Origin of the sequence: Staphylococcus roterodami (assembly GCA_022493055.1) — a bacterium.
Classification (GTDB): Bacteria; Bacillota; Bacilli; order Staphylococcales; family Staphylococcaceae; genus Staphylococcus; species Staphylococcus singaporensis.
In genome coordinates this window covers 2,245,969-2,272,326 of record CP092781.1, presented here as the reverse complement: position 1 = coordinate 2,272,326, position 26,358 = coordinate 2,245,969, and the positions used below count along the sequence as shown (strand labels likewise).

General features: G+C 34.7%; 18 protein-coding genes, 6 tRNA genes, 3 rRNA genes and 1 pseudogene. 27 read left to right on the top strand and 1 reads right to left on the bottom strand.

Annotated elements, in window-relative coordinates; genetic code table 11:
- Positions 1–60: 60 nt before the first annotated feature.
- The 7 genes from ML436_11080 (at position 61) to ML436_11050 (ending at position 9,322) form a co-directional block, all read left to right on the top strand.
- On the top strand, positions 61–1,254 hold the full coding sequence (locus ML436_11080; protein UMT77664.1) for an MFS transporter: 1,194 nt from the start codon (positions 61–63) through the stop codon (positions 1,252–1,254).
- Entirely contained in the window at positions 1,241–3,004 is a 1,764-nt protein-coding gene (locus tag ML436_11075; GenBank protein UMT77663.1) for a siderophore synthetase, read from the top strand. Before ML436_11080 ends, ML436_11075 begins: the two co-directional genes overlap by 14 nt.
- A 6-nt stretch (positions 3,005–3,010) precedes the next feature.
- On the top strand, positions 3,011–4,081 hold the full coding sequence (sfnaC, locus tag ML436_11070; GenBank protein ID UMT77662.1) for an ornithine racemase SfnaC: 1,071 nt from the start codon (positions 3,011–3,013) through the stop codon (positions 4,079–4,081).
- A gap of 644 nt (positions 4,082–4,725) precedes the next feature.
- Complete coding sequence (locus ML436_11065) at positions 4,726–5,709, top strand: Fe(3+) dicitrate ABC transporter substrate-binding protein (GenBank protein UMT77661.1); 984 nt, start codon at positions 4,726–4,728, stop codon at positions 5,707–5,709.
- A gap of 11 nt (positions 5,710–5,720) precedes the next feature.
- The gene (locus ML436_11060; protein UMT77660.1) at positions 5,721–6,752 is read left to right on the top strand and encodes an iron ABC transporter permease; all 1,032 of its coding nucleotides are present in this window, start codon (positions 5,721–5,723) and stop codon (positions 6,750–6,752) included.
- Positions 6,749–7,717 (top strand): iron chelate uptake ABC transporter family permease subunit, encoded by a 969-nt coding sequence (locus tag ML436_11055; GenBank protein UMT77659.1) that lies wholly within the window; start codon positions 6,749–6,751, stop codon positions 7,715–7,717. The genes ML436_11060 and ML436_11055 overlap by 4 nt, the downstream gene beginning before the upstream one ends.
- A gap of 234 nt (positions 7,718–7,951) precedes the next feature.
- Complete coding sequence (locus ML436_11050) at positions 7,952–9,322, top strand: YjiH family protein (protein ID UMT77658.1); 1,371 nt, start codon at positions 7,952–7,954, stop codon at positions 9,320–9,322.
- 150 nt (positions 9,323–9,472) lie between these two features.
- Here the strand turns inward: ML436_11050 and ML436_11045 are convergent, their stop codons facing one another.
- Positions 9,473–9,733 carry a hypothetical protein gene (locus ML436_11045; GenBank protein UMT77657.1) on the bottom strand — a complete coding sequence of 87 codons (261 nt, stop codon included), beginning with the start codon at positions 9,731–9,733 and terminating at the stop codon, positions 9,473–9,475.
- A 177-nt stretch (positions 9,734–9,910) separates the two neighbouring features.
- Here ML436_11045 and ML436_11040 point away from each other — a divergent pair, with 177 nt between their 5' ends.
- From ML436_11040 to ML436_10945, 20 genes and pseudogenes are all read left to right on the top strand, one after another.
- Positions 9,911–10,429: a metal-dependent hydrolase gene (locus tag ML436_11040; protein ID UMT77656.1), complete on the top strand. Its 519-nt coding sequence runs from the start codon at positions 9,911–9,913 to the stop codon at positions 10,427–10,429.
- 30 nt (positions 10,430–10,459) lie between these two features.
- Positions 10,460–11,647, top strand: a complete 1,188-nt coding sequence (locus ML436_11035; GenBank protein UMT77655.1) for a UDPGP type 1 family protein — start codon at positions 10,460–10,462, stop codon at positions 11,645–11,647.
- Positions 11,648–11,665: 18 nt separating this feature from the next.
- Complete coding sequence (locus ML436_11030; GenBank protein ID UMT77654.1) at positions 11,666–12,349, top strand: hemolysin III family protein; 684 nt, start codon at positions 11,666–11,668, stop codon at positions 12,347–12,349.
- Positions 12,350–12,525: 176 nt separating this feature from the next.
- Complete coding sequence (locus ML436_11025) at positions 12,526–13,869, top strand: MFS transporter (protein ID UMT77653.1); 1,344 nt, start codon at positions 12,526–12,528, stop codon at positions 13,867–13,869.
- A gap of 120 nt (positions 13,870–13,989) precedes the next feature.
- A complete protein-coding gene (gene sepA, locus ML436_11020; GenBank protein UMT77652.1) occupies positions 13,990–14,463 on the top strand; it encodes a multidrug efflux transporter SepA in 474 nt (157 codons plus the stop codon).
- Between the two features lie 210 nt (positions 14,464–14,673).
- Positions 14,674–16,116 carry a multidrug efflux MFS transporter gene (locus tag ML436_11015; protein ID UMT77651.1) on the top strand — a complete coding sequence of 481 codons (1,443 nt, stop codon included), beginning with the start codon at positions 14,674–14,676 and terminating at the stop codon, positions 16,114–16,116.
- Positions 16,117–16,263: 147 nt separating this feature from the next.
- Positions 16,264–17,328 carry a P-loop NTPase gene (locus ML436_11010; GenBank protein UMT77650.1) on the top strand — a complete coding sequence of 355 codons (1,065 nt, stop codon included), beginning with the start codon at positions 16,264–16,266 and terminating at the stop codon, positions 17,326–17,328.
- Between the two features lie 118 nt (positions 17,329–17,446).
- Positions 17,447–17,601, top strand: a pseudogene (locus ML436_11005) (hypothetical protein).
- A gap of 182 nt (positions 17,602–17,783) precedes the next feature.
- Positions 17,784–19,336 (top strand): 16S ribosomal RNA (locus ML436_11000).
- Between the two features lie 304 nt (positions 19,337–19,640).
- Positions 19,641–22,563: ribosomal RNA gene (locus ML436_10995) — 23S ribosomal RNA — on the top strand.
- A 72-nt stretch (positions 22,564–22,635) separates the two neighbouring features.
- Positions 22,636–22,750: ribosomal RNA gene (gene rrf / locus ML436_10990) — 5S ribosomal RNA — on the top strand.
- Together the 16S, 23S and 5S rRNA genes with 6 tRNA genes alongside form the textbook arrangement of a ribosomal RNA operon.
- A 12-nt stretch (positions 22,751–22,762) precedes the next feature.
- A tRNA-Asn gene (locus ML436_10985) sits at positions 22,763–22,837 on the top strand.
- 1 nt (position 22,838) lies between these two features.
- Positions 22,839–22,910, top strand: a tRNA-Glu gene (locus ML436_10980).
- Positions 22,911–22,917: 7 nt separating this feature from the next.
- Positions 22,918–22,993 (top strand) — tRNA-Val (locus ML436_10975).
- A 29-nt stretch (positions 22,994–23,022) separates the two neighbouring features.
- A tRNA-Tyr gene (locus ML436_10970) sits at positions 23,023–23,106 on the top strand.
- 9 nt (positions 23,107–23,115) lie between these two features.
- Positions 23,116–23,190 (top strand) — tRNA-Gln (locus tag ML436_10965).
- A 3-nt stretch (positions 23,191–23,193) separates the two neighbouring features.
- Positions 23,194–23,266 (top strand) — tRNA-Lys (locus ML436_10960).
- Positions 23,267–23,495: 229 nt separating this feature from the next.
- Positions 23,496–24,404, top strand: coding sequence for an arginase (gene rocF / locus ML436_10955; protein UMT77649.1), 909 nt, complete (start codon positions 23,496–23,498; stop codon positions 24,402–24,404).
- A gap of 186 nt (positions 24,405–24,590) precedes the next feature.
- On the top strand, positions 24,591–25,400 hold the full coding sequence (cdaA, locus tag ML436_10950) for a diadenylate cyclase CdaA (GenBank protein UMT77648.1): 810 nt from the start codon (positions 24,591–24,593) through the stop codon (positions 25,398–25,400).
- A gap of 1 nt (position 25,401) precedes the next feature.
- Positions 25,402–26,334: a CdaR family protein gene (locus tag ML436_10945; protein ID UMT77647.1), complete on the top strand. Its 933-nt coding sequence runs from the start codon at positions 25,402–25,404 to the stop codon at positions 26,332–26,334.
- The last annotated feature ends 24 nt before the right edge of the window (positions 26,335–26,358 follow it).

Here is a 26,358-nt window from a genome sequence, read left to right as displayed (position 1 = left end):
TGTATAATCCATATTAATGATAATGATTCTTATTATCAACAAAATACGGGTGGAAGTTTTATGACAAAATATTTTTTTACCAGTTCTTTTCTACTATTTTTAGGTAATTGGATTGGACAAATAGGGTTAAATTGGTTTGTGCTTACCACTTATCATAACGCAGTTTATCTAGGGATTGTCAATTTTTGCAGACTTGTACCAATTTTGGTATTAAGTGTCTGGGCAGGGGCGATTGCTGATAAATATGATAAAGGTCGGTTATTAAGAATTACGATAACATCCTCATTTACGGTAACTGCGATTTTATGTGCACTTACTTACAGTTTTACTGCAGTTCCGATTACTGTCATCATCATATATGCGACATTAAGAGGCATTTTAAGTGCTGTGGAGACACCGCTAAGGCAAGCTATTTTACCAGATTTATCTGAAAAAATATCTACAACACAAGCAGTATCATTTCATTCGTTCATTATAAATATTTGTCGCTCTATAGGGCCTGCTATTGCAGGTGTGATATTAGCAGTTTACCATGCACCCACGACATTTTTAGCACAATCAATTTGTTATTTGATTGCGGTTGTATTATGTTTGCCATTACATTTTAAAGTGACAAAAATGCCGGAGGAAGCGTCACGTTGTACGTCATTAAAAGTCATATTAGACTATTTCAAAATACATATGGAAGGTCGTCAAATATTTATTACATCGCTATTAATTATGGCGACTGGTTTTTCATATACAACACTATTGCCAGTTTTAACCAATAAAATATTTCCAGGGAAATCCGAAATATTTGGTATTGCGATGACAATGTGTGCAATTGGTGGTATTGTAGCGACGCTTGTTTTACCAAAAATGTTGAAATATATTGAAATGGTGAACATGTATTATTTGAGTTCACTCTTATTTGGATTCGCTTTGTTAGGCGTTGTATTTCATAATATCGTCATTATGTTCGTATGTATTACACTGATAGGGCTATTTAGTCAATGGGCACGTACGACAAATCGTGTTTATTTTCAAAATAATGTCAAGGACTATGAACGTGGTAAAGTACTAAGTATTATTATGATGGATAGAGGTATGATTCCATTGGGAAGTCTTTTAATGAGTATTTGTACAGACATATTTGGCATTGTTAGAACTTTTACATTAATGGGAATAAGTACTATATGCATTACACTGATATTTTATATAATAAATAGAAAGTTGAAGATAAAGTTGGAGGAAAGTAAGCATGGTATATCTTGAATGGACAGAAGCCGATAGAAATATTCAATATCGCGTAATTAATGCAATCATTAAAGAACGTGTTTATCCCGAACAAACATTTGTTACGTATAAAGATAAAGAATCAATGATTGAAATACAATATCATATGCATGTATTAACTATTGAAGTTGAAAGAAAAAGTGCTTTAGAACGCTATGAATTTAAAGGGGATATCACATATTTAAATAAAGGTGAAAAATCTTTAATTATTACGTTAGAAGGATTGTTAGATGTATTAAATAATGATTTTGAAATCCCTATTACAGCGCAATTACGAAATGAGTTAATTCACAGTCGAGATAGTTTAGTTGAAACATATAAACAAATGTCTCATAGGCAGACATTGATTAGCCAAAGTTTCAAATTTTCAAGATTACCAGAAAATATAAATTTCTTTGCATGGTTACAACATATTAAAGATAGCGGCATGACAGATGATTTAACCTATTCTGAAAGTTTGGTTCCAGAGGGGCACCCGACACATCCTTTGACGAAAACGAAATTACCATTAACGATGGAAGAAGTACGAGCATACGCACCTGAATTTGAAAAAGAAATTCCATTAAAAGTCATGATGATTGAAAAATCTCACATAGTTTGTACATCAATGAACGGTGATGATCAATTTATCGTTGATGAAGTCATTCCAGAATATCATAATCAAATTCGTGTATTTTTAAAAAGTTTAGGTTTAAAAATTGAAGATTATCATGCAATATTTGTACATCCATGGCAATATGACCACACAATAGGTCAGTATTTTGAACAGTGGATTGCTAATAAAATACTAATTCCAACACCGTTTACTGTTGCTTCAAAGGCAACCTTGTCATTCAGAACTATGTCACTCATCGATAAACCATACCATGTTAAATTACCGGTAAACGTTCAGGCGACAAGTGCTGTAAGAACGGTTTCAACCGTAACTACTGTAGATGGACCTAAATTGAGTTATGCCTTACAAGGTTTGTTAAATCAGTATCCACAATTAAAAGTAGCAATGGAACCATTCGGCGAATACGCAAATGTTGACAAAGATATTGCCCGTCAACTTGCATGTATTATTAGACAAAAGCCTGAAATTGACGGACATGGTGCGACGATTGTTAGTGCATGCCTAGTGAATAGAAATCCAATCGATCAAAAGGTAATTGTAGATAGTTATTTAGAGTGGTTGAACCAAGGTATTAATAAAGATAGCATTACAACGTTTATTGATCGATACGCGGAAGCATTAATTACGCCATTAATTGCCTTTATTCAAGAATATGGAATTGCACTAGAAGCACATATGCAAAATACAGTCGTAAATTTAGGACCACATTTCGATATTCGATTTTTAGTTAGAGATTTAGGCGGCTCGAGAATAGATATAACTACATTACAACATCAGGTGCCAGATATCGATATTACTAATCATAGTTTAATTGCAGAGTCTATTGAAGCGGTTATTGCGAAATTTCAACATGCAGTTATTCAAAATCAAATGGCAGAATTAATTCATCATTTTAATCAATATGAATGTGTTGATGAAGCTGCATTGTTTAAAATAGTGCAAGAGAAAGTTGATCAAGCGATTAATCCTACAAGACCACATGCTAAAGTATTAAGAGAAATATTATTTGGACCTAAAATAACAGTTAAAGCTTTGCTAAATATGAGAATGGAAAATAAAGTTAAGCAGTATTTAAATATAGAATTAGATAATCCGATAAAAAAAGAGGTGTAGTACTGTATGGCACATGTGAGCATAAATATATCAAAAATTAAATACAACGCCAAAGTACTCCAGACAATTTTTCAAAATAATAATATGCAGTTTACGCCAGTGATTAAATGTATAGCTGGAGATCGTATGATTTTAAATAGTTTAAAAGATTTAGGTATTACGCATGTTGCAGAATCAAGATTAGATAATATCGTTCAAATTGATGATGAAGATTTGTCGTATACATTAATACGTACGCCTGCACAACGAGATATACCAATGATGATTGAAAAAGTGGATATGAGTATTCAGACGGAATTATCCACAATATATAAAATAAACGAAGTAGCGGAATCTTTAGGTAAAAAACATAAAATTTTACTAATGGTTGATTGGAAAGATAGTAGAGAAGGTGTGCTTACTTACGACGTTTTAGAATATATAAAAAAAATCATTCATTTAAAAAATATTCATTTCGTCGGCTTAGCATTTAACTTTATGTGTTTTAAATCAGATGCACCAACAGATGACGATATCTTTATGATTAATAGATTTGTTACAGCTGTTGAAAGAGAAATAGGATACCGTTTGAAAATTATTTCAGGTGGCAATTCGAGTATGTTGCCACAACTTTTATATAATGATTTAGGTAAGATAAATGAATTGAGAATTGGCGAAACACTGTTTAGAGGTGTTGATACAACGACAAATCAAACGATTGCGATGTTATATCAAGATGCCATTACAATTGAAGCGGAAATTCTAGAAATTAAGCCACGAATTAATGCCACAACGCATGAATCTTTTTTACAAGCAATTGTGGATATTGGATATTTAGATACCAAAGTCGATAATATTAATCCATTGGATCAATATATTAATATATTAGGTGCTTCGAGTGACCATTTAATGCTTGATTTGAATGGGCAAGGACATTATCAAGTAGGCGATCATATAAACTTTTCTTTAAATTATGAGGCGTTATCACATTCGATGTATATGAAAAATTTACATAAAATTTATGTTGAAGATTCAAAGATTGACACGCTACTTCAAAACTTCGATGTCCAATCACCAGCAATGGTAAATCAATATTAACACTTTAAAATAAGTCTAAGTTGTAAAGATGATAGGTACAATGAGTCGTGCCAATATCTACATTTTCAACTTGGGCTTTTTTGTGTATGTGAGAGGTTGAGACATAAAGCTTTTGTGCTCTGGGAAACCGATTAACGGCGTCCCAAAAGCAGGGTATTCTGCAGAAACTCTCACGATTCGACAAAATTTGGAAAACAATTTTGCTCATCGTTCTGTTCTGATCAAATCCTAAATGCTTTTGTCCCAGCCTCGTGTATGTAGTGAGAATATCTATTGTGGACATGTATTAGTTATATTTTTAGAGATGAAAATTGGCTCATGTGCAAAATTAATGAATGATTACCTGAATGAAAGGTGCGTTAAGTATTTCGTTTATTCAAAAATGATTGAGTAAAAAAGAATTCATAGATTGTTTGTAGAAGATATGATTGATCTACGTAATGTATCAAAATGATGGTCTGCGTAATGTATCAAAATATTTATGACTGTGTAACTGTAAAACTTACAATGAGAAAGTTTTATCGGTATATAAATAGATTTGACATAACACTTTAGATAAATAAAAATATAGAAGGCTACTTGACAATGATAATTGTTATCAATAAAATAATAAATGAAGTTTATACATATTAAGGAGTGAAACGATGAGAGGTCTAAAAACTTTTAGTATATTGGGATTAATAGTTGCTTTATTTTTAGTTGCAGCTTGTGGAAATACTGATAACTCTAGTAAAAAAGAAGCATCAACTAAAGATACAATTTCAGTTAAAGATGAAAATGGTACAGTAAAAGTGCCTAAAGATGCAAAACGTATCGTTGTATTAGAATACTCATTTGCAGATGCATTAGCAGCATTAGATGTAAAACCAGTTGGTATTGCTGATGATGGTAAGAAAAATCGTATTATCAAACCAGTTAGAGAAAAAATTGGAGATTACACATCTGTAGGTACACGTAAACAGCCAAACCTAGAGGAAATTAGTAAATTAAAACCAGATCTAATCATCGCTGATAGCAGTAGACATAAAGGTATTAATAAAGAATTAAATAAAATAGCACCTACATTATCATTAAAGAGCTTTGATGGTGACTACAAACAAAATATCGATGCATTCAAGACAATCGCTAAAGCTTTAGATAAAGAAAAAGAAGGCGAAAAACGTCTTGCTGAACATGATAAATTAATCAATAAGTATAAAGAAGAAATTAAATTTGATAGAAATCAAAAAGTGCTTCCAGCAGTAGTTGCTAAAGCTGGATTATTAGCACATCCAAATTATTCATATGTTGGTCAATTTTTAACAGAATTAGGATTTAAAAATGCGTTAAGTGACGATGTAACAAAAGGTTTAAGTAAATACTTGAAAGGACCTTACTTACAATTAGACACTGAGCATTTAGCTGACGTCAATCCAGAACGTATGATTATCATGATAGATCATGCTAAAAAAGATTCACCTGAATTCAAAAAATTACAAGAAGATGCAACTTGGAAAAAATTAAATGCAGTTAAAAATAATCGTGTTGATATTGTCGACCGTGATGTTTGGGCAAGATCTCGTGGTTTAATTTCTTCAGAAGAAATGGCTAAAGAGCTTGTTGAATTATCAAAAAAAGAACAAAAGTAAGGTGGAAGTAAATGGCTATTAAACAAATTAGTAGCCAATCCGCTATAGATTATAAAAGAAAAAGGCGCACAACACTCACGTATATTGTGAGTGTGTGCTTTCTTTTTATTTGTGTTTATTTAAATATGGCGATTGGTTCATCAAAAATTAACTTTAGCGATATCGTACACTATCTTTCTGGTCATACCGATACAAAAGCGTCATTTTTATTACATAATGTACGCATGCCACGTATGATAGCAGGGCTATTTATTGGTGGTGCTTTAGCAGTATCAGGATTACTAATGCAAGCGATGACACGTAATCCACTTGCATCTCCAAAAATATTTGGTGTTAGTTCAGGTGCATCATTCGTCATTGTTTTAGTAACTATTATTATCCCTTCATTAGAATATTATGCACTATATTTAGGGGTAATTGGTGCTTTTGTAGGTGGTTTAACTGTTTACACGCTTTCAGGTGCAACAAAAGGAATGACGCCAATTAAATTAGCTTTAGCTGGTATGGCAATCCATTTGTTTTTTAGCAGTATGACTGAGGGAATCATTATTTTGAATGAAAACTCAAATGAACAGGTTATGTTCTGGCTTGTCGGTTCACTATCAAGTATGAAATGGGATGAAATTTTAACAATGTTACCATGGATTATTGGAGCTTTAATTGTAACTATCTTTATTGGAAGACAATTAACTATTATGGAACTTGGCGATGATATTGCTAAAGGATTAGGGCAAAATATCAATAAAGTTCGAATTATAATAGGACTATTAGTAATCATACTTACGGGTATGTCTGTATCAGTAGCTGGACCAATAGGATTTGTTGGTTTAATCGTGCCACATATTGTAAAACGATACGTAAGTAAGAATTATTTAGTGATGATTCCATTAACATTTATTATTGGTGCGGATTTATTACTTCTATCTGACGTTTTAAGTCGTTTAATTACGTATCCATATGAATCACCAGTAGGTATTGTTACATCATTTGTAGGTGCACTTTACTTCTTATTTATAACGATTAAAGGGGTGAAAAGAATATGATGACTGCAAAAATGATACGTCGTTATAGTTTAATTGTAATCCTTTTAATTATTAGTATTTTCATCAGTTTATGCGTAGGATCAGTAATGATTCATCCGATTGATGCAATAAAAGGAATATTTACGCAAGATGATTTTATTTTAAATGAGTATCGTATTCCACGAACATTACTTGGAATCATTATAGGTAGTAGTCTTGCAATATCAGGTGCGATTATCCAATCTGTAATTAGAAACCCGTTAGCCTCTCCAGATGTCATTGGGATTTCTAAAGGTGCAAGTTTGGCAGCTGTTATCATTATTATGATTTTTCCAACAGCTCCATTATTCGTGTTACCTATTGGCTCATTTTTAGGTGCATTTGCTGTAAGTTTATTTTTATCATTTTTAATTTCTAAGTATGATGTTAAAGGTTCGAAGCTGGCTTTAATTGGTTTGGCTATTGGTGCTATATGTACGGCGATTGTTCAATTTTTATTAATTAGAAATCCGTTAGAAGCGAATAAAGCGCTAGTTTGGCTAACAGGTAGTTTATATGGACATGATATGTCTAATATTTATACGATATTACCTTGGTTTTTAATTACAATTCCAATTATCATTTTATTAAGTTATCAATTAGATGTATTAAACTTAGGGGATGCTGTTGCTACGGCGCTTGGTTTAAAAGTTAAGACAATTAAAATGCTGTTATTAATTTTAGCAGTCGTATTAGCGGGATCTGCAATATCTGTAGTAGGCGGTATTAGCTTTTTAGGTTTAGTTGCACCACACATAGCAAGGCAACTAATAGGTAATAAAACATTACATGTCATCATCATGTCAGGGTTAATAGGATCAATATTATTAACATTTGGTGATGGTTTGGCACGTGGAATTCATCCACCACTTGATATACCCGTAGGTGTCATCATTGCGATTATAGGTGCACCATACTTCTTAATATTATTACGTAGAATGAAATAATAAATATCGTTTTTTTAATTTAAAGGTTAAGTACGAATGTTGAAATTGTACTTAACCTTTTTTAGAATTCACCTTGAAAAAACAGCAAGAATAGCGTATATTTAATTACTGTAATTATTCATTATTTTGCATACATAAACATTTTAGATGTTGGAATGATATGAAATATGATTGTTAAATGAATAGAATGTTGTATATACTTAACACGAATACATAGAGAAACGGATTGATTTTATGGATAGCTTTTCAAGGAAAGAGATAGTCATTGGGAGACTTAAATTTATCACGATGTCTTTAATAGGTATCTTGTTATTTCTAATACCTATACCAGTTGAACAAGATGGTCAAAAGCAAACAACGTTACCAGTTGCATTTTTAGCAGGTGTACTTAAAGATGCGTTAGGTGGTGTTATGCCAATATTAATTGTGACAATAATTACTTTGTCAGGTATTTTAACGTTGATTTGTTCTACAATTTTAAAAGATAAATTGAAACCTGATGGATTAATGAATAATGCTTTTAACGTAAGAATTGGATGGTTAATTTTACGTATACTAGCAGTAATATTTGCATGGATGACATTTTTACGTATTGGATCAAAAGTAATATATTCAGATGAAACAGGTGGATTACTATTTTCTAGTTTATTGCCAACATTAGTAGCGGTATTCTTATTTGCAGCATTATTTTTACCTTTATTAATGGAATATGGATTGCTAGAGATGTTAGGACCCATTTTTAGACCTGTTATGAGACCTTTGTTTACATTACCTGGACGTTCAACAGTGGATAATTTAGCATCATTTATTGGAGATGGAACAGTTGGTGTGTTAATTACAAGTAGACAATATGGTGAGGGTTACTATTCTCGCCGTGAAGCAACGGTTATTTCAACGACATTCAGTGTTGTTTCTATAACATTTGCTATCGTTGTTGCTGAAACAGTACACATGCAAAATCAATTTTTTGCTTTCTATTTATCTGTTATCGTATCTTGTCTTGTTGCAGCTGTCATTATGCCAAGAATTTGGCCATTGAACAAAATTCCTGATGAATATGCTAAAGAAGTTCCGGAAAGTGCGCGTACAGAAGCATTGCCAGAAGGTAAAAGTGCTTTAAGACATGGGTTTGATACGGCAACAGAAGTAGGTATTAAAGCTCCAGGATTTATTGATTTCTTTAAATCTGGATTGAAAACGGTAGTAGATATGTGGTTTGTTATTTTACCAGTTGTAATGAGTATTGGTACAATCGCTACAATTATTGCGAATTACACACCGTTTTTCGTTATTTTAGGTAAACCATTTGTGCCATTTTTAGAGTTAATGCAAATACCAGAAGCGGCACAAGCTTCTCAAACGATAATTATAGGATTTGCTGATATGTTTTTACCTTCTATATTAATTGAAGGTGTACAAAATGATATCACTCGCTTTGTTATTGGTGCACTGAGTATTTCACAATTAATCTACTTGTCTGAAGTAGGCGGCGTCATACTAGGTTCCAAGATTCCTGTAAGCATTGGCAAATTGTTTATGATTTTCTTAATTAGAACAATTATCACATTGCCGATTATTTCTTTGATGGCACATCTTTTGTTATAAATATATGTGAAAAAGGACAACTGTTAAAATTGGGGGAAACAGTTGTCCTTTTGTTTATGTATATGATGTTGTGTATGTCTCTGCTTGTTTAAAATGAATCAAAAAAATCATTCATGAAGCCCTCAATCATGAATGATTTTTTTATACAATTTATTTAGTTAATTCATTGTAAACTTTTTGATCGTTTTGAGTATAAATAATGTATTCGTGGTCTTCAGTATCGATAATAACGCGATTTGTTTTACCAAACGTTGAGCCAATTCTAGATACATCTTTGCTATCTAGTTTAGGAACTGCGTGAATATCTTGGTCTTGTGTAATATTTTTAATTTCACTTGTAGGAATTTTGATATCAGCAACTCTCCATTGAATACGCACTTCATTATTATCTTTCTTTACTGTCATTGCCATTATTCAAACACATCCTTTAAATATTTTGTAAATATATCATAAACGATTTTGTAATCGTTTTCAAGACTTTATGTGATACTTTTTTAAATTGTGTCATACTAATGAAATTCGATACGAAAATATGTTCGTGTTTTTGGTGAGAATGTGGTAAAATACGTATACTTAAGGAGAACGATTATGACAGGTAAAACACATGCATCATGCGGTATGCTCGTTGGGGCAATTACAACACAATACTTTCAAACAGATATTTTTTCTTCAGTAACAATTATAATTTTAGCTACTATAGCCAGTTTGTTACCGGATATATGTCATACACAAAGTAAAATTGGACGACGATTTAAATTAGTTAGTTTTTTTACAAGATTAATTTTTGGTCATCGAACCTTTACACATTCAATATTATTTATAGCAATCATTACGTTTTTATTACATATCATACAAACGCCTAGTTATTATATGGTAGCTATAATAATTGGTTTATTGTCTCATATTATACTTGATATGATGACACCCAAGGGCGTTAAATTATTTTATCCTTTACCATTTAGTGTTAGGTCTCCAATACAATTTAAAACAGGTGGACTTGTAGACTTATCTTTAGCGACTGCATTAATGGTAGGGACAGTTTATGTTTTATTTCAACCTTTCATCAATGATATAATAAGCAATTGGAATAATAAGTTTTTTAAATGAAAATGATACAAACTCAGCAGGAGGCATAAAATGCTAGATAAAAATCAATTAGCTAAATATAAGCAAGATCATTTATGTGAGTATGAAAAATTAATGAGCAATAATGAAAAAGAAGCATTAGAAGAGAAGGTGGCTTCTTTGGATTTAGATTTTATTGCTAAATTATATAATGATTTATATATCAATAAGAAAACAATTGATGATGTATCTTCAGTTTCTGAAGTGAAATATGACGTGAAATCAAAATTTAAAGATGAAGACATAAAGCGTTTGGAAGAAAAGGGATTACAAGCTATTAAAGAAGGACAGTTTGCAGTTCTTTTAATGGCTGGCGGACAAGGTACACGACTAGGTTATAAAGGGCCAAAAGGGTCATTTGAAATTGAAGGTGTAAGTTTATTTGAACTGCAAGCAAAGCAATTAAAGCAGTTGCAACAACAAACTGGTCATGCGATTCAATGGTATATTATGACAAGTGATATTAACCATGAAGAAACATTAGAATATTTTGAAGCACATGAGTACTTTGGCTATGATAAAGAATCGATTCATTTCTTTAAACAAGACAATATTGTAGCACTTAGTGAAGATGGTAAGTTAATTTTAAATCAACAAGGTCGTATTATGGAAACACCAAATGGTAATGGTGGTGTATTTAAATCACTAGATAAAGCAGGATTCTTGGAAAAAATGTCAAACGATGGCGTTAAATATATTTTCTTAAATAACATAGACAATGTATTAGTGAAAGTATTAGACCCTTTATTTGCAGGATTTACTGTTGAACATGATTATGATATTACGTCAAAAACAATTCAACCAAATCCAGGTGAAAGTGTTGGACGTTTAGTTAATGTAGATTGTAAAGATACTGTTTTGGAGTATTCCGAATTAGATCCAGAAGTTGCAAATCAATTCAATAATGCTAACATTGGCATTCACGCTTTCAAACTTGGTTTTATATTAAACGCAGTAAATCGTGAATTACCTTATCATTTGGCTGTAAAAAATCTAAAACAATTAGATGAAAACTTTGGGATTATTGAACAGCCAACTTTAAAATTTGAATTGTTCTATTTTGATATATTCACATATGGAACAAGTTTTGTAACACTACAAGTACCTAGAGAAGAAGAGTTTTCACCTCTTAAAAATAAAGAAGGTAAAGATAGTGTTGCAACTGCAACAGAAGATTTACGTAGAATGGGATTAATTTAATGGTAGGCGGTGACTATGATGTCCAAATCAAGAAAAAAAGGTAATGATACAATTGTAGAGACATTTAAGGATATCATTCCATTATCGTTTGGAGAAGAAATTGGTAATGCTGCATCTCATGGTGTAGCAGCATTATTAACATTACTAGTTTTACCGTATGCGGCAGTTCATAGTTACATTATGAACGGTACTTTAGGTTCGGTAAGTATGTCCATTTATGTTATTTCGATTTTTATGATGTTTATGTCATCTACAATTTATCATTCTATGCAGAATGAAACACCACATAAATATATATTAAGAATTATTGACCACAGCATGATTTATGTTGCAATATCAGGAACCTATACACCGATTTTATTAACAGTAGTAGGTGGATGGATTGGTTGGACAGTCTTTATTTTGTTATGGGGAACAACGCTGTGGGGTATTTTATATAAATCTGTTGCAGTTAATGTCAATCATAAACTAAGCTTAATTGTATATTTAGTAATGGGATGGGTTGGTATTATACTATTACCTATCATATTTATTCGTACGTCATGGATATTTATTTTATTCATATTCTTAGGTGGAGTATCTTATACAATTGGAGCATGGTTTTATGCCCAAAAAAACAGACCTTATTTCCATATGATTTGGCATATTTTTATTGTCATAGCATCAATATTGCATTTGATTGCAATTTTATATTTTATGTAAATTCGTTTTTTAGTGAAAGGTGGAGGGAACTCCGCTTTTTTTATTCCTCAAATCATTCTAATAGAGGATTGTTTTGTATTAAGAATATCGTTATCATTGAAAAGTTGAAAATATATACATAATTAGATCATATAAAAATTGAATTTTTAAATTTTACAAAAAGAAGGGGGTAAATTATGCGTTTGAAATCAATTGTAACAGTAGTAGCGTTAATATTAATCATGTTTATGTCAGCTATAGAATCATCTATCATTTCACTTGCTTTACCTACAATAAATAAAGATTTAAATGCAGGAAACCTAATATCATTAATATTTACAGCATATTTTATCGCATTAGTTATTGCGAACCCGATAGTAGGAGAACTACTTTCAAGGTTTAAAATTATTTATGTCGCAATTGCTGGATTACTTTTATTTAGTATAGGTAGTTTAATGTCAGGTTTAAGTACTAATTTTACTATGCTAATAATCTCTAGAGTAATACAGGGTTTTGGTTCTGGTGTGTTGATGTCATTGTCGCAAATTGTGCCGAAGTTAGCATTTGCAATACCGTTGCGATATAAAATAATGGGCATTGTTGGAAGCGTATGGGGAATTTCAAGTATTATTGGACCATTATTAGGCGGAGGAATTTTAGAATTTGCTTCGTGGCATTGGTTATTCTACATTAATATTCCAATAGCAATTATCGCAATTATATTAGTCATTTGGACATTTCATTTTCCTGAAGAAGAAACGGTTGCTGAAACAAAATTCGATACAAAAGGACTTTCGTTATTTTATGTATTTATTGGATTGATAATGTTCGCTTTATTAAATCAACAGCTACTTTTCTTTAATCTTTTAAGTTTTGTTATAGCAATTATTGTGGCAATTCGATTATTTAAGGTTGAAAAAAATGTATCTTCACCGTTTTTACCAGTAAAGGAATTTAATAAATCAATAACTTTAGTATTTATAACAGATCTTTTAACGGCGATTTGTTTAATGGGATTCAATTTATACATTCCAGTATATCTCCAAGAGCAATTAGCATTATCACCTTTGCAAAGTGGATTAGTTATTTTTCCTTTATCGTTAGCATGGATAACATTAAATTTTAATTTACATCATGTAGAAGCTAAATTATCAAGAAAAACAATTTATTTACTTTCATTTACGTTGTTATTATTAAGTAGTATTATCATTGCATTCGGCATTGAATTGCCACTGCTAATCGCAGCAGTATTGATATTAGCAGGATTAAGTTTTGGATATATATATACTAAAGACAGTGTAATCGTACAAGAAGAAACAAGCCCGGTACAAATGAAAAAAATGATGTCATTTTACGGATTGACTAAAAATCTAGGTGCATCAATAGGATCAACAATTATGGGATACCTTTACGCGTTACAATCCGGATTATTTGGCTCCAATCTTCATAATGTTTTAGGTGTTGTTTCTATAATATGTATTGGTCTTATTTTTATTTGGATTAAATTCTTTAAAGAATATCCGCCTCAAACAAAAGAATAGAATTATATTTAAAATTGATGTAGTGTAATTAAAGTAAGAAATAATAAATATTCTTGACTATAGTTAAATAGATTGCAATATATATAATTAACTTTTCAATACTCGATATTAAGGAGGGCAATGATTGTGAATTCTTTTAAGCATAAATTTTATAATTTATTAACTACAATGATTGTCCTCTTTGTGTTTGTATTATCTGGTGCAATATTTTTAACATTTCTAGGTTTTGGACTTTATGGTCTAAGCAGATTACTTATTTACTTCAGATTAGGGGACTTCACATACAATAGAAATATGTATGATAATTTATTGTATTACGGTAGTTATATCATATTTGGTTACTTTATCATTTTTGCAGTCGAACATTTAATGGATTATTTTAGAAAGATGCTTCCTGAAAATGCGTATTTTAGGGGAGCAACATTCCATTTAATTTCTTATATGGTTGCTACAACATTATTTTATTTCATTATTCATTTACATTATGTGTATATTAATATTGATTTCTGGGTCATCATGGTAATCATAGGTTTTCTTTATGTATGTAAACTTCAATTTTATCCTGAAAGTAAAAATCTCAATAATAGAAAATAAACAATTGGAGTTTGGGGCATGTTTAGATGTTCCAAATTCTTTTTTATTAAATTGAATTATGTGACACGACGAGTTTGAATAACTAATTAGTGGTATTTAAAATACTATATCAATATCGATGGGTTAAAATTTGTGTATTATTTTGATGTTTAAAAGTTAAATATTAATGGTGAAGAATTAAATATAAATTTGTTGAAAGGAGGAAATACAATGTCCAATGTTCAATTATCAACTCGTAGAAGAAATTTTATAGTAGCTGTCATGCTAATAAGTGCATTTGTAGCAATATTGAATCAAACCTTATTAAATACAGCGCTACCAAGTATAATGAGAGAATTAAATATTAATGAAAGTACATCTCAATGGTTAGTTACAGGTTTTATGCTTGTAAATGGTGTCATGATTCCTTTAACTGCATATTTAATGGATAGAATCAAAACTAAACCATTATATCTAGCGGCAATGGGAACATTTTTAATAGGTTCTATTGTAGCAGCTATAGCACCGAACTTTGGCGTTTTGATGTTAGCTCGAGTTATACAAGCAATGGGTGCTGGTGTGCTGATGCCATTAATGCAATTTACGTTATTTACTTTGTTTAGCAAAGAACATAGAGGCTTTGCCATGGGATTAGCAGGTTTAGTAATTCAATTTGCACCAGCAATCGGTCCAACAGTTACCGGCTTAATTATTGATCAAGCAAGCTGGCGTGTGCCGTTCATTATCATAGTAGGTATTGCTTTAGTAGCATTTATATTCGGTTTAATTTCAATTTCAAGTTATAATGAAGTAAAATATACAAAACTAGATAAACGTTCAGTGATGTATTCAACTATTGGATTCGGATTAATGTTATATGCGTTCAGTAGTGCAGGTGATTTAGGGTTTAATAGTCCAATAGTTATTACTACGATGATAATTAGTTCATTTATCATTTATCTATTTATACGAAGACAATTTAATATCAGTAATGCGCTTTTAAATTTAAAGGTTTTTAAAAATCGAATATTTGCATTATGTACAATAAGTTCAATGATTATTATGATGTCAATGGTAGGTCCAGCATTATTAATCCCACTTTATGTTCAAAATAGTTTAGCTTTATCTGCTTTGCTATCAGGTCTCGTAATTATGCCCGGTGCAATAATAAATGGCATTATGTCGGTATTTACTGGTAAATTTTATGATAAATATGGACCTAGACCATTAATTTATACTGGATTTACAATACTGACAATTACAACGATAATGTTATGTTTTTTACACACAAACACCTCATATACGTATTTAATTATAGTTTATGCTACTAGAATGTTTTCGGTCTCGTTATTGATGATGCCAATTAACACGACTGGTATAAATTCTTTGAAAAATGAGGAAATCTCTCACGGTACGGCAATTATGAATTTTGGTCGTGTGATGGCAGGATCATTAGGAACAGCATTAATGGTTACATTGATGAGTTTTGGTGCAAAAATATTTTCATCTACATCTTCTTCGCATTTATCTGCGACTGAAATAAAACAACAATCAATTGCAATTGGTGTAGATATTTCATTTGCGTTTGTGTCAGTTTTAGTTATCATCGCATTTGCGGTTTCGTTATTTATTAAAGAATCAGAAACACTAGAATCTAATAGAAGAAAGTTTTAAAAAAATTGCAACAGTTGGTCTATTGAAAATGATAGGCTAACTTCTTTTTTTATTTAATAAAAAGTTTTATACTTTTATTGATAGACTACGTAAAAGTTGATATTTGTAATTATGTAGATATTTTAAAAAGGTTAAGGGGGATTTACTTTGTTAACGGTAGATCAAGTAAAAGAATTAGTAGGAGAAATTAAAGATCCTATTATAGATGTACCTTTAAAAGAAACAGAAGGTATTGTAGAAGTTTCTATTAAAGAAGAAAAAGAACATGTAAGTGTTAAGCTAGCAATGGCACAATTAGGTGGTGCACCTCAATTAGATTTACAAATGGCAGTTGTTAATGTTTTAAAAGAAAATGGTGCGAAAACTGTGGGCATTCGTTTTGAAACGTTACCAGAAGATAAAGTAAATCAATTTAAACCTAAAGAAGAAAATAAGCCGAAAACTATTGAAGGACTTTTATCACAAAATAATCCAGTTGAGTTTATCGCAATAGCATCTGGTAAAGGTGGCGTTGGTAAATCAACTGTTGCAGTCAATTTAGCAGTTGCACTAGCTCGTGAAGGAAAAAAAGTAGGATTAGTTGATGCTGATATATATGGATTCAGTGTTCCAGATATGATGGGAATCGATGAAAAACCTGGTATTAAAGGCAAAGAAGTAATTCCAGTTGAACGTCACGGCGTTAAAGTTATTTCAATGGCATTTTTTGTTGAAGAAAATGCACCAGTAATATGGAGAGGGCCAATGTTAGGCAAAATGTTAACGAATTTCTTTACAGAAGTTAAATGGGGAGACATAGAATATCTAATACTTGATCTTCCACCTGGAACTGGAGATGTAGCACTTGATGTTCATACGATGTTACCTTCAAGCAAAGAAATTATTGTTACAACACCTCATCCTACAGCAGCATTTGTCGCTGCCCGAGCTGGTGCAATGGCAAAACATACAGAGCACTCTATTTTAGGTGTTATAGAAAACATGAGTTATTTTGAAAGTAAAGAAACAGGTAATAAAGAATATGTATTCGGAAAAGGTGGCGGAACTAAGTTAGCTGATGAGCTAAATACACAGTTACTTGGTGAATTACCATTAGAACAACCGTCTTGGAATCCAAAAGATTTCTCACCTTCTATTTATCAACCTGATGATCGATTAGGTAAAATATATAGCTCTATTGCACAAAAAGTTATAGCATCAACAAATAAATAGGTATAAAATAAGCTAAACGTACAAAATTACTTTTATTTTGTACGTTTTTATATTGAATTGTTATAGAATGCTGGTAAAATAAATTCTTGTGTTAAGCAATCACGTTTTGAAATGAAACATGAATTACAAACACCAAAAGTTTTGAAAAAAGTTATTGACTTTAAAATCTAAAGTTGGTAATATTAAAAAGTCGTCAAAAACGGCAAGTTGTTTTTAAAGAAGTATTTCAAAAGTGTAAAACTTACTATTGAAACTACTATAAAAACAATATAAAATAAATAAAGTGATCGTTCAAAAAGTTATTGACTTCTAAAAATAAATGAAGTACAATAAAAGAGATTGAACATTAATGAACATTGAAAACTGAATGACAATATGTCAACGTTAATTCCAAAAACGTAACTATAAGTTACAAACATTATTTAGTATTTATGAGCTAATCAAACATCATAATTTTTATGGAGAGTTTGATCCTGGCTCAGGATGAACGCTGGCGGCGTGCCTAATACATGCAAGTCGAGCGAACGGATGAGAAGCTTGCTTCTCTGATGTTAGCGGCGGACGGGTGAGTAACACGTGGATAACCTACCTATAAGACTGGGATAACTTCGGGAAACCGGAGCTAATACCGGATAATATTTTGAACCGCATGGTTCAAAAGTGAAAGACGGTCTTGCTGTCACTTATAGATGGATCCGCGCTGCATTAGCTAGTTGGTAAGGTAACGGCTTACCAAGGCAACGATGCATAGCCGACTTGAGAGGGTGATCGGCCACACTGGAACTGAGACACGGTCCAGACTCCTACGGGAGGCAGCAGTAGGGAATCTTCCGCAATGGGCGAAAGCCTGACGGAGCAACGCCGCGTGAGTGATGAAGGTCTTCGGATCGTAAAACTCTGTTATTAGGGAAGAACATATGTGTAAGTAACTGTGCACATCTTGACGGTACCTAATCAGAAAGCCACGGCTAACTACGTGCCAGCAGCCGCGGTAATACGTAGGTGGCAAGCGTTATCCGGAATTATTGGGCGTAAAGCGCGCGTAGGCGGTTTTTTAAGTCTGATGTGAAAGCCCACGGCTCAACCGTGGAGGGTCATTGGAAACTGGAAAACTTGAGTGCAGAAGAGGAAAGTGGAATTCCATGTGTAGCGGTGAAATGCGCAGAGATATGGAGGAACACCAGTGGCGAAGGCGACTTTCTGGTCTGTAACTGACGCTGATGTGCGAAAGCGTGGGGATCAAACAGGATTAGATACCCTGGTAGTCCACGCCGTAAACGATGAGTGCTAAGTGTTAGGGGGTTTCCGCCCCTTAGTGTCATAGACTAACGCATTAAGCACTCCGCCTGGGGAGTACGACCGCAAGGTTGAAACTCAAAGGAATTGACGGGGACCCGCACAAGCGGTGGAGCATGTGGTTTAATTCGAAGCAACGCGAAGAACCTTACCAAATCTTGACATCCTTTGACAACTCTAGAGATAGAGCCTTCCCCTTCGGGGGACAAAGTGACAGGTGGTGCATGGTTGTCGTCAGCTCGTGTCGTGAGATGTTGGGTTAAGTCCCGCAACGAGCGCAACCCTTAAGCTTAGTTGCCATCATTAAGTTGGGCACTCTAAGTTGACTGCCGGTGACAAACCGGAGGAAGGTGGGGATGACGTCAAATCATCATGCCCCTTATGATTTGGGCTACACACGTGCTACAATGGGCAATACAAAGGGCAGCGAAACCGCGAGGTCAAGCAAATCCCATAAAGTTGTTCTCAGTTCGGATTGTAGTCTGCAACTCGACTACATGAAGCTGGAATCGCTAGTAATCGTAGATCAGCATGCTACGGTGAATACGTTCCCGGGTCTTGTACACACCGCCCGTCACACCACGAGAGTTTGTAACACCCGAAGCCGGTGGAGTAACCTTTTAGGAGCTAGCCGTCGAAGGTGGGACAAATGATTGGGGTGAAGTCGTAACAAGGTAGCCGTATCGGAAGGTGCGGCTGGATCACCTCCTTTCTAAGGATATATTCGGAACATCTTCTTCAGAAGATGCGGAATAACGTGACATATTGTATTCAGTTTTGAATGTTTATTCAACATTCATTTTTATTTTGTACATTGAAAACTAGATAAGTAAGTAAAATATAGATTTTACCAAGCAAAACCGAGTGAATAAAGAGTTTTAAATAAGCTTGAATTCATAAGAAATAATCGCTAGTGTTCGAAAGAACACTCACAAGATTAATAACGCGTTTAAATCTTTTTATAAAAGAACTTAGCTTTATGCTAGTGTTTGACTTATAAAAATGGTGGAAACATAGATTAAGTTATTAAGGGCGCACGGTGGATGCCTTGGCACTAGAAGCCGATGAAGGACGTTACTAACGACGATATGCTTTGGGGAGCTGTAAGTAAGCTTTGATCCAGAGATTTCCGAATGGGGAAACCCAGCATGAGTTATGTCATGTTATCGATATGTGAATACATAGCATATCAGAAGGCACACCCGGAGAACTGAAACATCTTAGTACCCGGAGGAAGAGAAAGAAAATTCGATTCCCTTAGTAGCGGCGAGCGAAACGGGAAGAGCCCAAACCAACAAGCTTGCTTGTTGGGGTTGTAGGACACTCTATACGGAGTTACAAAGGACGATATTAGACGAATCATCTGGAAAGATGAATCAAAGAAGGTAATAATCCTGTAGTCGAAAATATTGTCTCTCTTGAGTGGATCCTGAGTACGACGGAGCACGTGAAATTCCGTCGGAATCTGGGAGGACCATCTCCTAAGGCTAAATACTCTCTAGTGACCGATAGTGAACCAGTACCGTGAGGGAAAGGTGAAAAGCACCCCGGAAGGGGAGTGAAATAGAACCTGAAACCGTGTGCTTACAAGTAGTCAGAGCCCGTTAATGGGTGATGGCGTGCCTTTTGTAGAATGAACCGGCGAGTTACGATTTGATGCAAGGTTAAGCAGTAAATGTGGAGCCGTAGCGAAAGCGAGTCTGAATAGGGCGTTTAGTATTTGGTCGTAGACCCGAAACCAGGTGATCTACCCTTGGTCAGGTTGAAGTTCAGGTAACACTGAATGGAGGACCGAACCGACTTACGTTGAAAAGTGAGCGGATGAACTGAGGGTAGTGGAGAAATTCCAATCGAACCTGGAGATAGCTGGTTCTCTCCGAAATAGCTTTAGGGCTAGCCTCAAGTGATGATTATTGGAGGTAGAGCACTGTTTGGACGAGGGGCCCTTCTCGGGTTACCGAATTCAGACAAACTCCGAATGCCAATTAATTTAACTTGGGAGTCAGAACATGGGTGATAAGGTCCGTGTTCGAAAGGGAAACAGCCCAGACCACCAGCTAAGGTCCCAAAATATATGTTAAGTGGAAAAGGATGTGGCGTTGCCCAGACAACTAGGATGTTGGCTTAGAAGCGACCATCATTTAAAGAGTGCGTAATAGCTCACTAGTCGAGTGACACTGCGCCGAAAATGTACCGGGGCTAAACATATTACCGAAGCTGTGGATTGTCCTTTGGACAATGGTAGGAGAGCGTTCTAAGGGCGTTGAAGCATGATCGCAAGGACATGTGGAGCGCTTAGAAGTGAGAATGCCGGTGTGAGTAGCGAAAGACGGGTGAGAATCCCGTCCACCGATTGACTAAGGTTTCCAGAGGAAGGCTCGTCCGCTCTGGGTTAGTCGGGTCCTAAGCTGAGGCCGACAGGCGTAGGCGATGGATAACAGGTTGATATTCCTGTACCACCTATAATCGTTTTAATCGATGGGGGGACGCAGTAGGATAGGCGAAGCGTGCGATTGGATTGCACGTCTAAGCAGTAAGGCTGAGTATTAGGCAAATCCGGTACTCATTAAGGCTAAGCTGTGATGGGGAGAAGACATTGTGTCTTCGAGTCGTTGATTTCACACTGCCGAGAAAAGCCTCTAGATAGAAAATAGGTGCCCGTACCGCAAACCGACACAGGTAGTCAAGATGAGAATTCTAAGGTGAGCGAGCGAACTCTCGTTAAGGAACTCGGCAAAATGACCCCGTAACTTCGGGAGAAGGGGTGCTCTTTAGGGTTAACGCCCAGAAGAGCCGCAGTGAATAGGCCCAAGCGACTGTTTATCAAAAACACAGGTCTCTGCTAAACCGTAAGGTGATGTATAGGGGCTGACGCCTGCCCGGTGCTGGAAGGTTAAGAGGAGTGGTTAGCTTCTGCGAAGCTACGAATCGAAGCCCCAGTAAACGGCGGCCGTAACTATAACGGTCCTAAGGTAGCGAAATTCCTTGTCGGGTAAGTTCCGACCCGCACGAAAGGCGTAACGATTTGGGCACTGTCTCAACGAGAGACTCGGTGAAATCATAGTACCTGTGAAGATGCAGGTTACCCGCGACAGGACGGAAAGACCCCGTGGAGCTTTACTGTAGCCTGATATTGAAATTCGGCACAGCTTGTACAGGATAGGTAGGAGCCTTTGAAACGTGAGCGCTAGCTTACGTGGAGGCGCTGGTGGGATACTACCCTAGCTGTGTTGGCTTTCTAACCCGCACCACTTATCGTGGTGGGAGACAGTGTCAGGCGGGCAGTTTGACTGGGGCGGTCGCCTCCTAAAAGGTAACGGAGGCGCTCAAAGGTTCCCTCAGAATGGTTGGAAATCATTCATAGAGTGTAAAGGCATAAGGGAGCTTGACTGCGAGACCTACAAGTCGAGCAGGGTCGAAAGACGGACTTAGTGATCCGGTGGTTCCGCATGGAAGGGCCATCGCTCAACGGATAAAAGCTACCCCGGGGATAACAGGCTTATCTCCCCCAAGAGTTCACATCGACGGGGAGGTTTGGCACCTCGATGTCGGCTCATCGCATCCTGGGGCTGTAGTCGGTCCCAAGGGTTGGGCTGTTCGCCCATTAAAGCGGTACGCGAGCTGGGTTCAGAACGTCGTGAGACAGTTCGGTCCCTATCCGTCGTGGGCGTAGGAAATTTGAGAGGAGCTGTCCTTAGTACGAGAGGACCGGGATGGACATACCTCTGGTGTACCAGTTGTCGTGCCAACGGCATAGCTGGGTAGCTATGTGTGGACGGGATAAGTGCTGAAAGCATCTAAGCATGAAGCCCCCCTCAAGATGAGATTTCCCAACTTCGGTTATAAGATCCCTCAAAGATGATGAGGTTAATAGGTTCGAGGTGGAAGCATGGTGACATGTGGAGCTGACGAATACTAATCGATCGAAGACTTAATCAAATTAAATGTTTTGCGAAGCAAAATCACTTTTACTTACTATCTAGTTTTGAATGTATAATCTACATTCATATGTCTGGTGACTATAGCAAGGAGGTCACACCTGTTCCCATGCCGAACACAGAAGTTAAGCTCCTTAGCGTCGATGGTAGTTGGACTTACGTTCCGCTAGAGTAGAACGTTGCCAGGCTTATAATATTAATCCACAGTAGCTCAGTGGTAGAGCTATCGGCTGTTAACCGATCGGTCGTAGGTTCGAGTCCTACCTGTGGAGCCATGGCTCCTTGGTCAAGCGGTTAAGACACCGCCCTTTCACGGCGGTAACACGGGTTCGAGTCCCGTAGGAGTCATTATTTTGGAGAATTAGCTCAGCTGGGAGAGCATCTGCCTTACAAGCAGAGGGTCGGCGGTTCGAACCCGTCATTCTCCACCATTTTGATTATTTTAATAACTGAATAAGCTGGAGGGGTAGCGAAGTGGCTAAACGCGGCGGACTGTAAATCCGCTCCTTCGGGTTCGGCAGTTCGAATCTGCCCCCCTCCACCATCTATATATTGGGCTATAGCCAAGCGGTAAGGCAACGGACTTTGACTCCGTCACTCGTTGGTTCGAATCCAGCTAGCCCAGCCATTAGAGCCATTAGCTCAGTTGGTAGAGCATCTGACTTTTAATCAGAGGGTCAGAGGTTCGAATCCTCTATGGCTCACTACATGCACTTTCCATTTTGGAAAGTGCTTTTTTTATATTCAAAATCAAAAAATCGGACTGATGGAAAGAAAAATACTTTTTCCATCAGTCCGATTTATTATAGAACCAAAAAAGCATAATAAATCATTAGTGGTTCTTTATCATTTCTGTCCAACTCCCAAGGTATTACTTGATTATAGAAAGCGCATACATTATTCTGGATTTATGTAGAGCAAAGGGGGACGCTTATGAGTAATAGAAAAGCAATAGATATTATTGGTGTACCATCAACATTTGGACAAAGAAAGCTAGGTGTTGATTTAGGACCAACAGCAATTAGATATGCTGGTTTAATTCCACGTTTAAAACAATTAAATCTTGAGATTTATGATCAAGGGGATATTGAAGTACCAACAGTAGATATAGAAAAATTTCAAAGTGAGCAAAATGGTTTGAGAAACTATGATGAGATATTAGAAGTTACTGGAAAACTTAATAATCAAGTATCAAAATCAATAAATAATAATAGATTTCCTCTTGTACTCGGAGGTGATCATTCTATCGCAGTAGGTTCTATTTCAGCTATAAGTAATCATTATAATAATTTAGGAGTAATTTGGTATGATGCTCATGGAGATTTAAACGTTCCAGAAGAATCTCCAAGTGGAAATATTCATGGCATGCCTTTACGAATTTTAACTGGTGAAGGTCCTAAAGAATTATTAGAATTTAATAAAAATGTAGTAAAACCAGAAAATATCGTTTTAATTGGTATGAGAGATTTAGATAAAGGAGAAAGACAATTTATTAAAGATAATGACATTAAAACTTTTACAATGGCTGATATAGACAAGGTAGGTATAAAAGAAGTTATTGAAAGTACATTAACATATTTAAAGTCGCGAAATGTTGATGGTTTACATTTATCATTAGATGTTGATGCATTAGATCCTTTAGAAACGCCTGGAACAGGAACTAGGGTTTTAGGAGGTCTTAGTTATCGAGAAAGTCATTTTGCATTAGAATTATTACATCAATCACAATTAGTAACTTCTATGGATTTAGTAGAAGTTAATCCGTTAATCGATCACAATAACCATACTGCAGAGCAGGCTGTTTCTTTAATTGGAACATTTTTTGGTGAAACATTATTATAAATGAACGATTTGTAGTGTAAAAGTATCTTCCACTTTTTGCACTACTTTTTTAATTTACTAAAAAGAAAATGAGCGCTTAAAAACTTTAAAATAAATTTTTTCAATTTAAAAATGTGTTCGTATGACAGTGCTGTAAATGATTGGTATAATGGGTATTATGGAAAAATATTACCCGGAGGAGATGTTATGGATTTTTCCAACTTTTTTCAAAACCTCAGTACGTTAAAAATAGTAACGAGTATCCTTGATTTACTAATTGTTTGGTATGTACTATATCTTCTTATTACAGTCTTTAAGGGAACTAAAGCGATACAATTACTTAAAGGGATATTAGTAATTGTTATAGGCCAACAGATAAGTATGATATTAAACTTAACTGCGACATCTAAATTATTTGATATCGTTATTCAATGGGGGGTATTAGCTTTAATAGTTATATTCCAACCAGAAATTAGACGTGCGTTAGAACAACTTGGTAGAGGTAGCTTTTTAAAACGTTATACGTCAAATACGTATAGTAAAGATGAAGAGAAATTGATTCAATCTGTTTCAAAAGCCGTACAATATATGGCTAAGAGACGTATAGGAGCATTAATAGTCTTTGAAAAAGAAACGGGTCTACAAGATTATATTGAAACAGGTATTGCAATGGATTCAAATATTTCACAAGAACTACTGATAAATGTTTTTATACCTAATACACCTTTACATGATGGTGCGATGATTATTCAAGGTACTAAGATAGCTGCTGCAGCAAGTTATTTACCATTGTCTGATAGTGCTAAAATCTCTAAGAGCTTAGGGACAAGACATAGAGCTGCTGTAGGTATTTCAGAAGTATCTGATGCATTTACAGTCATCGTATCTGAAGAAACAGGTGATATTTCAGTGACATTTGATGGAAAATTGCGCCGAGACATTTCAAATGAGATTTTTGAAGAATTGCTTGCTGAACATTGGTTTGGCACACGTTTTCAAAAGAAAGGTGTGAAATAATATGCTGGAAAGTAAATGGGGCTTACGATTTATTGCCTTTCTTTTGGCATTGTTTTTCTTTTTATCTGTTAACAATGTTTTTGGAAATATCTTTAATACTGGCAATCTTGGTCAAAAATCAAATAAGACGATTCAAGATGTACCAGTTGAAATTCTTTATAATTCAAAAGATTTACATTTAACAAAAGCGCCTGAAACTGTTAATGTTACTATTTCAGGTCCACAATCTAAAATATTAAAAATTGAAAACCCAGAAGATTTAAGAGTCGTTATTGATTTAACGAATGCAAAAGCAGGAAAATATCAAGAAAAATATCAAGTTAAAGGTTTAGCTGATGACATTCATTATTCCGTTAAACCTAAAGTGGCTAATATTACACTTGAAAACAAAGTCACTAAGAAAATGACAGTTCAACCAGATGTAAGTCAAAGTGATATTGACTCACTATACAAAATTACAAAACAAGAAGTGTCTCCTCAAACTGTTAAAGTAACTGGTGGAGAAGATCAATTGAAAGAGATTGCATACTTAAAAGCAACATTCAACAGTAATAAAAAAATTACAGGTGACACAAAAGATGTTGCAGAAGTAACCGCATTTGATAAAAAATTGAATAAATTAAATGTCTCAATTCAACCTAATGAAGTAAATTTACAGGTTAAAGTAGCACCATTCAGTAAAAAAGTAAAAGTAAATGTTAAACAAAAAGGTAGTTTAGCAGATGATAAAGAATTAAGCTCGATTGACTTAGAAGATAAAGAGATAGAAATCTATGGAAGTCGTGATGACTTACAAAATATAAGTGAAGTGGATGCAGAAGTAGATTTAGATGGAATTTCTGAATCAACTGAAAAAACTGTTAAAATTGATCTGCCAGATGGTGTATCTAAAGCAGAACCAAGTGAAACAAAAGCTTATATCAATGTAAAATAAATAGCTAAAATAAAGGAGAGTAAA